Origin of the sequence: Gracilimonas sp., from assembly GCF_035704785.1 — a bacterium.
In the GTDB taxonomy this organism is placed as follows: domain Bacteria; phylum Bacteroidota; class Rhodothermia; order Balneolales; family Balneolaceae; genus Gracilimonas.
Map to the genome: position 1 here is coordinate 1 of NZ_DASSWP010000013.1, position 3015 is coordinate 3015.

Below are 3015 nucleotides of genomic sequence, written 5' to 3' on the forward strand. Positions count from 1 at the left end.
CCTTTTTCACCGTCTCCGCGAGTGGCTCCCAAAACCAACTCTCCATTCTCATAGCGCAGCCGGATGGAGGCGCCATCAAACTTCAGCTCCACCATATACTCGTAATCCTCATGTCCAAGAATTTTTTTCACACGGCCGTCAAAATCATTGAGCTCTTCTTCATTATAGGTATTGTCTAGAGAGAGGAGAGGAACGGGATGCTGAACGGTTTCAAAAACAGAAGAAACTTCACCGCCTACACGTTTAGTGGGAGATTCAGGATGATGAAGATCAAATTCATTTTCAAGCTTCTCGAGTTCTTTGAGTTTCTCGTCAAACTCTTTATCACTTATAAAAGGACGGGCGTCTTGGTAATAAGCTTGATTAGCTTTATTGAGTAGATCACGAAGTTCCGCTACACGTTCCTGTGCATTTTTCTTATCCATAGATAAAAGTTACTAATATCTGATTCGATATAGGGTACTGTCGGGTGCTCCGATCTCTAAGGGAAATTCCCGGGGTGCCGGGGCTAAGTAGCGAGGATCATCTAGTATTGAACGCGTGATCATAATAGAATTAAAAGAAGTATTGAAATAGTTTTGCCGGGGGTTCTCAATTACATGGCCATTAAAAAGTAAGAGCAGGCGACTGTATTGTCCCCGAACCAAAAGAGTATCTCTGAAATCAAAATTATAGGCCTCGCCTTCTTCCATCCAGAAAGGATCGGTTCTCCAATTAAAATCACTGGTGATACGAATGGGTTCTAATTGTCCATATGCAGCATAAACAGCTACGGTTAGCGTATCACCAAGTGTCATTTGTTCATTTGTGGCGGCAGCCGGCGCTTGATTCTGTGCCTCGGATGGTGAGTTATTTCCTTGTTGATCTTCGTTTAAAGAGGAATCTACAGGCATGGGGATAATGGTCTCTTGTCCCGACTGTTGATTTCTTGTTTGTTCTTCCGGAATGTTCGACTCATTCTGCGCAAACAATGAAGAAAGCTGATCCCAAAAGACATACCCACCTCCGAAAATAAGGCCTAATATGATGAGAATAGAAATTACCAGCCATACTTTAGGCTTTTTCCCGGCAGTGGTGAATTTTCTACCCATATCTGCCCAGTTCACTGAATTGACTTCAGGAGTTGCTATTTTTTCAGGTGGTGCAGGTTTCTTTTCTGCTTCTGTTTCCGGCAATACCTGTGATTCGGATGTATCTAATTTTGAATCAGGTTCATTTTTCGGTTCAGTTTTTTCAAAAAATGTTCCCCTATTTATTTTCTGATTCGCTTCCTTTGATCCGGCCAAGAGATTTCCGGAATAGATGCCCACCTCCATGTCATCAAGTGCCTTAACAACATCAGCGTCATTAAGCTTTAATACTTTCGCATAACTTCGAACAAAACTCCGAACATATGTTGTATTCAAGTTTGGATCGTCAAAAATGCTATCGCTTTCAATACTTTTAATAGTATCAAGCGGAATTTTTATCGCATTTTGTATATCCTCTTGCGTGAGGTTCTGATTTTTTCTTATAGTAGCGAGGTCTTTTCCCAGAGACATAGAAACTTGGTTAGGTCTGCATAAAGATTATAATAAGCTAAGTAAATAAACTCGATAGGGAAAGCAAAGTTTCAGCATAATTCATTTTGGGGGTTTAAATGCTTTTAAAGGGATTTACAGAGGGTATCTTAGAAATATTATTTCCAAAAGTATGTACTGTTTGCGGGTTGAAACTGACCACTAAAGAAAATTTTGTTTGCAGTGAATGTTTGAACGATAAATTTGAAGAAGCATATCAAACAGATACATATTCGTATTCTTCCGGGAATGTGATGTTGCCCGAGGGAATCTGTCTTCAACATGCACTTTGGAATTTTGATAAAGGCGGACACTTGCAAGAGCTTCTGCATCAATTGAAATATCATCGGCTTACCGGAGTAGGGGTTGATATTGGCCGTCAGCTGGGAAAAAGTTTATTACGAAACCCACTTTTCATGAGTACGATAAAAAATAAGAAAACCCGATTACTCCCGGTTCCACTTCATCCAAGAAAGAGGAGAATACGGGGCTATAACCAAGCTTTTTATATTGCAAAAGGGGTTTCTGAAGTAACAAATCTTCATCTCATAGATAAGGAAGCTGTTCAGCGAACTAAGAATACAAGTACCCAAACCGGATTTTCTCTTGAAAAGAGGCGCAAAAATATCGAAGGTGCTTTCACTATTACCTATCCTGAAAAGTTCAAAGGAATGATTTGTGTGATCATAGATGATGTGTTTACCACCGGAGCCACTACATTTGAATTATCCGGCACGCTTAAGCAGGCGGGATGTGATGAGATTATAATAGCTACGGTAGCTCAAGCCTGAATCAGTCTGTTTAAGTGCCTATATTTGACCATGGAAAATTTTAAAAGAGGACGGTTTAATTGGCAGATGCTGGAACTCCCCGGTGGGATTACCACATCAAATGGGAATTGGTATCATATTACAAGAGAAGGAATTGAAAACTATGTACCCGGTTTGCTCAAAAATCGTCCCCTGGAAAGGATCATACAGGAGGCCGATGCCTGGGTGAAAAGCTCTGACGGGTTTGCCTTAATGCTGTTCTTTATCATTGCCTTTTTTGGAGTTACTCCCTGGCTGGCTGCAGTCATTTCCTTAGTTTTCTATTTCTTCTGGTATTTCAATACCGGTGTCTTTGTGAATGTGACTTCCACTCCGTTGGCAAAGTTGTTGAATAAAGACGGAGTGGTGTACGGGATCTCAGCGTTATTTTTGATCGGGATCAGTTTTGGGGAGGTTACTTCAGGAATGGGACTATCGGTGGACTTTAGTGCCATTTGGTATGGTTTGATCCTGTTCTTCCTGTACAAAGTGGGTTTACTAAGATTATTGATCGAATTTGTGCGGAAGAAGTTCTTTGGGCTGCCTGAGGTTTCCAAAGAAGACCGAATCTTGAACATGCTTTTGATCCGCTATGGAATGAAATATGGAATTCTGACCGGCGAGGTAGATGAAATGGAAAAAGAGCT

At 40.9% G+C, this 3015-nt stretch carries 3 protein-coding genes and 1 pseudogene; 2 read left to right on the forward strand and 2 right to left on the reverse strand.

The genetic code is table 11. The annotated features are described in order from the left end of the window. Window positions 1–425 (reverse strand): annotated as a pseudogene (gene ligA, locus VFM80_RS00560) (NAD-dependent DNA ligase LigA); the annotation flags it as partial. A 12-nt stretch (window positions 426–437) separates the two neighbouring features. Further along, on the reverse strand, window positions 438–1541 hold the full coding sequence (locus VFM80_RS00565) for a helix-turn-helix domain-containing protein (protein WP_395068486.1): 1104 nt from the start codon (window positions 1539–1541) through the stop codon (window positions 438–440). Between the two features lie 209 nt (window positions 1542–1750). Between VFM80_RS00565 and VFM80_RS00570 the strand changes: the two genes are divergently transcribed. Both VFM80_RS00570 and VFM80_RS00575 read left to right on the forward strand, forming a co-directional pair. After that, entirely contained in the window at window positions 1751–2350 is a 600-nt protein-coding gene (locus VFM80_RS00570; protein ID WP_395068488.1) for a ComF family protein, read from the forward strand. 30 nt (window positions 2351–2380) lie between these two features. Then, the coding region (locus VFM80_RS00575; protein ID WP_395068490.1) for a hypothetical protein at window positions 2381–3015 on the forward strand (635 nt) is incomplete at its 3' end.